Annotated in this window: 6 protein-coding genes; 3 read left to right on the top strand and 3 right to left on the bottom strand. The window is 73.1% G+C overall.

Annotated features, from left to right (window positions below):
- Window positions 1–65: 65 nt before the first annotated feature.
- The 3 genes from E7Z54_RS17265 (at window position 66) to E7Z54_RS17255 (ending at window position 2664) form a co-directional block, all read left to right on the top strand.
- Complete coding sequence (locus E7Z54_RS17265; protein ID WP_136435791.1) at window positions 66–785, top strand: methyltransferase domain-containing protein; 720 nt, start codon at window positions 66–68, stop codon at window positions 783–785.
- A gap of 69 nt (window positions 786–854) precedes the next feature.
- The gene (gene dinB / locus E7Z54_RS17260) at window positions 855–2087 is read left to right on the top strand and encodes a DNA polymerase IV (RefSeq protein WP_240769752.1); all 1233 of its coding nucleotides are present in this window, start codon (window positions 855–857) and stop codon (window positions 2085–2087) included.
- A gap of 151 nt (window positions 2088–2238) precedes the next feature.
- Window positions 2239–2664, top strand: a complete 426-nt coding sequence (locus tag E7Z54_RS17255; protein ID WP_136435789.1) for a DUF3040 domain-containing protein — start codon at window positions 2239–2241, stop codon at window positions 2662–2664.
- Between the two features lie 46 nt (window positions 2665–2710).
- Here E7Z54_RS17255 and E7Z54_RS17250 read toward each other — a convergent pair whose 3' ends face one another.
- Genes E7Z54_RS17250 through E7Z54_RS17240 form a run of 3 tightly spaced genes read right to left on the bottom strand, consistent with a single transcriptional unit; the run spans window position 2711 to window position 7216 of the window.
- Window positions 2711–5044: a transglutaminaseTgpA domain-containing protein gene (locus E7Z54_RS17250; RefSeq protein WP_168798392.1), complete on the bottom strand. Its 2334-nt coding sequence runs from the start codon at window positions 5042–5044 to the stop codon at window positions 2711–2713.
- A complete protein-coding gene (locus tag E7Z54_RS17245; protein WP_136435785.1) occupies window positions 5041–6267 on the bottom strand; it encodes a DUF58 domain-containing protein in 1227 nt (408 codons plus the stop codon). Before E7Z54_RS17245 ends, E7Z54_RS17250 begins: the two co-directional genes overlap by 4 nt.
- 4 nt (window positions 6268–6271) lie before the next feature.
- Window positions 6272–7216, bottom strand: a complete 945-nt coding sequence (locus E7Z54_RS17240; protein ID WP_206056344.1) for an AAA family ATPase — start codon at window positions 7214–7216, stop codon at window positions 6272–6274.
- Window positions 7217–7241 lie beyond the last annotated feature (25 nt).

The raw sequence follows: 7241 nt of genomic DNA, 5'->3' as shown, positions 1-7241 counted from the left end.
GCCGGCTTGCCGGCCCGATGGCGCCGGAGACGCGCTCGCCCAGTTCAGTCAGTAGTGTTCGGCGCATGGCCCTTCGCGAGCAGCGCGGTTCGGTTCGGACCGCTGTCGTCTGGGACGCCCTCGAGGCCGCTCTCGCAGGCGCCCCGCGCGACGTGGTCGATCTGGGTGGCGGCACCGGCGGCTTCGCCGTACGCCTTGCGGAGTCCGGCCACCGGGTCCGCGTCGTCGACCCCAGTCCTGACGCACTGGCCGCGCTGGCCCGCCGAGCCGGCGAGGTCGACGTCGACGTCGACGTCACCGGTCTCCAGGGGGACGTCACCGACCTGGTCGAGGTGGTGGGTGCGGGCAGCGCGGACGTCGTCCTCTGTCACGGCGTGCTCGAGGTGGTCGACCCCGTGGTCGCTCTGCAGCACGTCGGCGAGGTGCTGCGTCCCGGCGGCTTGCTCAGCCTCATCGTGGGCCAGCGCCACGCCGCCGTCCTGGCGCGGGCGATGGCCGGCCACTTCCAGCAGGCCCGCTCGCTGCTGGACGACCAGCAGCCGGTCGACGCCCGCACCGGCCGCCGCTTCACCGTGTCCGAGGTCGCTGCCCTCCTCGATGACGCCGGCTTCGCCGTCACCACCGTCCACGCGGTGCGAGTCTTCACCGACCTCGTGCCGGCCGGCCTCATCGACCTCGAGCCCGGAGCCGCCTCGGCCCTCGTCGACCTCGAGCGCGCCGTCGCAGAGCGGTCCGAATACCTCCCGCTGGCCGCACAGCTGCACGTGCTGGCCTGCCGGAGCTGAGCCGAGCGCGTCTTCGGCGCAGGGTGGGCAGCAAGCTGCCGACGGCGCCTCCCGCCGCGCTGCCGGCCGGTGACCACGGTGGTCGCGCCGGGTGCCCAGCCGCGCTGCACCATCCTTCACGTCGACATGGACGCGTTCTACGCCTCCGTGATGATCCGCGACCGGCCCGAGCTGCACGACGTACCCGTGATCGTCGGCGGCGGTCATCGTGGGGTCGTGTTGTCGGCCAACTATCCCGCTCGTCGCTTCGGCGTCCGGTCCGGCATGTCCGGCACCGAGGCCCGGCGACTGTGCCCACAGGCCGTCACGATGCCACCCGACTTCGGCCTGCTGACACCTGTGTCGAAAGCGATCATGGAGACGTTCCGCACCGTGACGCCGGTCGTGGAGGTGACGTCGCTCGACGAGGCGTTCCTCGACGTGCGCGGAGCGGTGCGCCTGTTCGGGCCGCCGGAGCTGATCGCCGAGCGGATCCGCTCCCGGATCCGCTCCGAGCACGGCATCACGTGCTCGGTCGGGATCGCGGCGTCGGTGTCGGTCGCCAAGCTCGCGAGCCGCCAGGCGAAGCCCGACGGCGTCCGGGTGATCCTGCCCGAGCGCTTCGTCGCCGAGGTGCACCCGCTCGACGTCGGCGAGCTGTACGGCGTCGGGGCAGCCACACGGGAGCGGCTGCACCGCATCGGGTTGACCACAATCGGCGATGTGGCCGCGATCCCGGTCGACCAGCTCCGCCAGATGGTGGGGCGGCACCTCGGCGGCCACCTGCACGCCCTCGTGTGGGGCGCCGACCGCACCGAGCTGCGCCCGGGCGGAGCGGGGGTGTTCGGCTTCGGCGAGGGCGAGCCGGAGGGAAGCATGGGCTCCCAGCACACCCTGGCCGTCGACATCCGTGACCGGCCGGCCCTCCGTCGCGAGCTGCTGCGCCTCGCCTCAAGGGTCACCAGTCGGCTGCGGGCCGCCCGCCGGGTCGGCCGAACCGTGGCCATCACCGTGCGCTTCAGCGACTTCACGACCGTCAACCGCTCCCACACGCTGGCCCAGCCCACCGACGTCACCCAGGAGGTCTACGCCGCGGCCGTCGTGCTGCTCGACACCCTCCTCGACGCGATGCTGCCGCGGCGCCCGGCCGTGCGGCTCGTCGGCGTCCGGGTCGAGGGCCTGCGTCGGCTCCGCCGTGGCGACGGTCGCCAGCTGGAGCTGGGCGAGCGAGATCCCGGATGGCCGGACGCGGACCGTGCTGTCGACCGCGCGACCGATCGGTTCGGGCAGGCCGCGATCAGGCGGGCCAGCCTGCTGCGGTAGCCGGCTGCCGGCTCCTTCTGACCAGCATCTGACCAGCATCTGGTCCCGGTCGTACATTTTCGGGGGACGCCCTACCCGCTCGGCGAATGCCTGCCTACACTTGGAGGAGACCCATCGGCGGATTTCCGCCTCGTACGTGTCGGAGGAACCGGTGCCACTCTCGGAAGAGGAGTTGCGACTGCTCGAGCAGATGGAGCGCGCCCTCAGCGAGGAAGACCCGAAGTTCGCCTCGACCCTGCGCGGCACCACTCTTCGGCAGGCGGCCCGCCGCCGTGCAGTCCTCGCCGGCCTCGTGTTCGCCGTCGGCGTCGCGGTGATGATGACCGGCGCCGTCAGCAGCTACTGGCCCGTGGGCGTCGCCGGCTTCGTGATCATGCTCGCCTCCGCGACCATCCTCCTCAGCGCGCTCCGCGGCCAGCGCGCTGGCACGGACCCGCGCGTCGCCGCGCACCCGTCCGGTTTCGGCGTCGTCGACGGCGGCCGCGGCAGGCGAGGCCGGAGCCACGACCGGTCCTCCGGCTTCATGGACACGCTGCACTCGCGCTGGCGGCGCCGCAAGGGCAACAGCGGCTTCTAGCCTGAGCGCCGCGCGTCGCTTCGGCGCGCCGTCGACCGTGTCCCGGTCAGCGGTTCCAGAGCGACACCGGCACCCACTCGGCGCGCTGACGCCGACGTGGCGGGACGCCCGCCACCAGCGCCTCCATCACGGCGCGGGCATCGGCCGGCAGGTCGAGACGCTCCAGCGTGGCGATGGAGCCGGGTCGCGCGTAGCGCGCCCGCTCGACCTGCACCACCAGACGCTCGAGCGCCTCCGCCGCCGCGGGTGCGGCGTCCGGGCCAGTGCGCGGACGCTCGTCCTGAGATGCGACGGGGTCGCCGAGGTGGTTCACGAGCGCGGTCCCCACCTCCCGGGGCGACCGGCCGGTCGGCCACGGCACGCCGAGGTCGACGGCGGTCGCGCGCAGCTCCGTCCAGAGGTCGTCCGGGCCCCCAGCGAGACGCGTCCGCCGGAGCCGGGCGCGCATCGCCCGCGGCCCCAGCAGCAGGGTTGCCAACACCACGAGCAGGAGCACCGTGGCCCCTCCGGCCACCAGGACCGTCCTCATGCCCCGGTCGCCGTCGGCGCCGTCCTCCGCGGACTGACCCTCCTCGATGGGGACGGTGGGCGCCCTGGTGGGCGCCGGGGTCGTGGTGCCGCCGGCGTCGGTGGTCTCGCTGCCCGACGGGTCCTGCGGGCCACCTTCGCCGATCCCGTCGACGGGCACGCGCGAGTAGTCCGGGACCGACTGGACCCGCCCCGCCGGGGTGGGCTCGAAGCGGACCCAGCCCGCGCCCGAGAAGTACAGCTCCGGCCAGGCGTGAAGGTCATGACTGCTGTACTCCCAGATCCCGTCGCCGATCCGCCTCGGCTCGAGGAACCCCACCGCTACCCGAGCCGGGATGCCGAGCACCCGAGCCATCACCGCCATCGCCGAGGCGTACTGCTCGCAGTAGCCCACCCGACCCTCCTCGGAGAGGAAGGACTCCAGGGTGTCGTTGCCGTAGCCCTCGGGGGCGCGCTCGAGGCTGTACTCGAACCCTCCGCCGCGGCGGAACCAGTGCTGCAGCAGGAGGGCACGCTCGTAGTCGTTGAGGCCGGGCGCCGTGACGCTGCGAGCGAGGTCCCGGGCGATGGCTGGAACCCCGGAAGGCAGGTCGAGAACCTCGTCCTGGACGGATCCCGAGGGCGCGTTCCGGAAGAACTCGCCATCGGTGCCGTAGTCCAGCGCCAGTCCGGTCATCTCGTAGCCGATGCCGCGGGTGGTGAGATCATCGTCGGCCGCCAGGAAGTCCATGGTGCCCGGGTCGAAGCGCCAGTCCCCTTCGGCCTCGACCAACGAGGCGGGGAACTGGGTGGGCAGCCAGGTCGAGACGAACTGCTCGGTGATGTCGACGTCGTAGGAGTACTCGGTCCGGGGCACGTCCTGGGACAGGCCGGTCGGGTCGGGAAGGCGCCCGTCCGGCACGTTGTCGCTCGCGACATCCCGGTCGCCACTGCTCCACTCGGTGCCGGTGAACCGGTTGAGAACCGAGATCCGCAGGTACTCGGGGTCCGGGTCGTCGGTGCGAATCCGCACCATGGGGCGGTCGCGGCCGCGTTCGAGGTCGCGACGCATGTCGGTCACCGGCTTGCGGATCCGAATGTCGCCGTCGCCCGCACCCGCCCCGAGGTCGAAGACGTCGACGTCGAGGACCGGGATGAAGGCGGGCAGCACCAGGGCGAGCGCAGTCGCGGTGACGCCGATCCGGCCGGCCCCCGCGCGGACCGCGTCGCGCACCGGGCTGCCGCCGCCCCAGGGCGAGCGGTCATCAGGCCCCAGCGGGCGTCCCCAGCGCATCAGCTCGTCGCGAGCGTCGAGGTGCAACAGGACGAGGAAGCCGGTCGCCGCCGCGAGGAAGCTGGCCCCGCCCGGGGCGCCCTCGAGCAGTCCGCTCGGCACCGAGTACACCGCCAGCAGGGCCAGCCCCGCCCCCGGCACCCGGCCCAGCGTGCAGGCCACCACGTCGACGATCAGGATGAAGACCGCTCCGCCGGCGAGCAGCAGCGGCCAGATCGGCGGCGCCTGCGAGCCGATGGGCGCGGCGTAGGCCTGCGCGGAGTTGATCGAGGTGCGCAGGGCATCGAGGAGCTCGGCACCGGTGCTGCCGACCGGTAGCGGCGAGCCCGTCACGCTGAGGGAGACCAGCGCGCTGGTGGCAGCGATCTGGACGAGCACGGTCAGCAGCCGAGGCGTGCCGAGCGCGCGCAGCAGCGCCCCGGTCGCCGCGACCACGAAACCGACGAGCAGCAGTGGGACGAGGTAGTCCGAGGGCTGCGTGACGAAGTCGCTCCACGCCGTCAGGGCTGCCCACGTCGTGCCGGCGCCCACCATGGCGATGAGGAGCGTCGAGCCGAGCGGCGTTCGACCTGCCCTCATCCCGGGGCCCCCGCCCGGACGTGGCTGCGGCCCAGGTCGCGCCATGCGGAATCGAGCCGGTCGCGCGGGCCGACAACCGTTGCCCGCCACGCCATCGCCATCAGCGGCGATGCTGCGGCAGCGGGGTCGGTCATCGACCGCGACGTCGACCACTGCTCGACATCCAGTACGACGGCCAGCGCGACCCCGGCGTCGTGGCGGATCCGACGGAGCGTGGCGGTGTCGCCCGCGGCGTGGCCCCCGAGCACGGCGACGACCACGCCGCCGCGGGCCTGCTCTCCGCACCAGCTGAGATCCAACGTCGGGCGGGCCGTGGTGCCGAGGACGGCGAGATGGTTGAGCGAGTCCTCCGCCCCGACCGCCTCCCCGCCGGTGGCCGTGGCCAACCGGACGGCATAGCCGTGCTGCTGGAGGTGGACCACGACCGAGGCCGCCGCGACGACAGCCGCCTCGAAGCTCGAGGCCAGACCCCGGCCGCGGTGCGCGAGCAGGCGGTTGTCGAGCAGCACCGTTGCCCGCGCCTCCCACGGCTGTTCCTCCCGCCGCACCATCAGGTCGCCCATCCGGGCGGAGCTGCGCCAGTGAACGCGCCGGAGCTCGTCGCCCCGGCGGTACTCGCGGACGCTGGCATCCTCGGCCGAGCCGGCCGCGAAGGCCTGAGGGCGGTGCTCGCCGGAGCCCTGCCAGCCGCCTGCGAGGGGGATGGCGGGAAGCGGGAGGACGCGTGGCGTGACCGTGAGGTCGGCGGTGCCGGGGATCGTGCGCCGGACTTCGACCAGCCCGAACGGGTCGGCGATGCGCACCACGAGCGGCCCGACGACGTACCGTCCGCGGACGTCGGAGCGGACCGGGTAGGTGACCGAGCGCTCCCACTCTCGGCCCAGGCCCTGCAGCACGAACCGTGGTCGCCCGCCCAGTGCATAGGGGAGGGTGTCCTCCACGAGCAGTGCGCCGTCCGCGCGACGGCGGCCGCTGTGCACCGTCAGCTCGATCCGCGCCGACTCGCCGGCACGCACCAGCCGCGGCAACACCGTCCGGCGCACGATCGGGTCATGGCGCCGTCGGCCGACGACGATCGCGGCGATCAGCGGCAGCACCAGCACCAGCACCCCGATCCGCGTCAGCGCGGGTTGCCCGAAGAGCACCGCGCAGCCGATCGCGGTCACCCCGGCCGCGACGAAGGCACGGCCACGAAGGGTCAGCGACGACAGGCCGGTGCGCATGGCGTCACGCTGTGGTCTCTGGCACCGGGACGCGCGAGGCGATGCCCTCGAGGATCGTCGCCACGCGCAGTCCGGCGACGGCCGCCTCTGCGCTGGGCAGCATCCGGTGGGCGAGCACCGGCTGGACGAGCGCGCGGAGGTCGTCGGGCAGGACGTAGTCGCGGCGGTGCAGGGCCGCGCGGGCCTTGGCGGCACGGACCAGGTGGAGGGTGGCCCGGGGGGACGCGCCGAGCAGCAGGTCAGGGCTCTCCCTGGTGGCGGAGGTGAGCGCGACGGCGTAGCGCTGCACCGCTTCGGAGACGTGCACCTGCGCGACGATCCCGCACAGCTTGCTGATCTCGGCACCGTCGGTGACCGGCTCGAGGTCGTCGAGCGGGTTGACGTCGCCGTGGCTGGTAAGCATCGCGATCTCGGCCGCGGGCACCGGGTATCCCACTGACACCCGCGCGAGGAAGCGGTCGCGCTGCGCCTCGGGCAGGGGATAGGTGCCCTCCATCTCGACCGGGTTCTGGGTCGCGATCACCATGAACGGGGACTCGAGCTGGTAGGTCACGTTGTCGACCGTGACCTGGCGCTCGGCCATGCACTCGAGCAGCGCGGACTGCGTCTTCGGAGAGGCGCGGTTGATCTCGTCGCCGATCACGATGTTGGCGAAGACGCCGCCGGGGCGGAACTCGAACTGTCGCGTGGACTGGTTGTAGACCGAGACGCCGGTGATGTCCGAGGGCAGCAGGTCGGGCGTGAACTGGATTCGCCGCACCGTGGAGTCGATGCTCCGGGCGAGCGCCTTGCTCAGCATCGTCTTGCCGACCCCGGGCACGTCCTCGAGCAGCAGGTGGCCCTCGGCGAGCAGCACGACGACGGCGGCGAACACGACGTCGCTCTTGCCTTCGATGACCTTCTCCACGTTCGCGCGGATCCGGTCGGCGACCCGGGCGACGGTGTCCACGTCCGCGGAGCCCGGACCGCCCCCG

It is taken from the genome of Nocardioides sp., assembly GCF_004803405.1.
Lineage (GTDB): Bacteria > Actinomycetota > Actinomycetes > Propionibacteriales > Nocardioidaceae > Nocardioides > Nocardioides vastitatis.
Note: the sequence above shows the minus strand (reverse complement) of the source record. Positions and strands in the feature narration are given on the sequence as shown.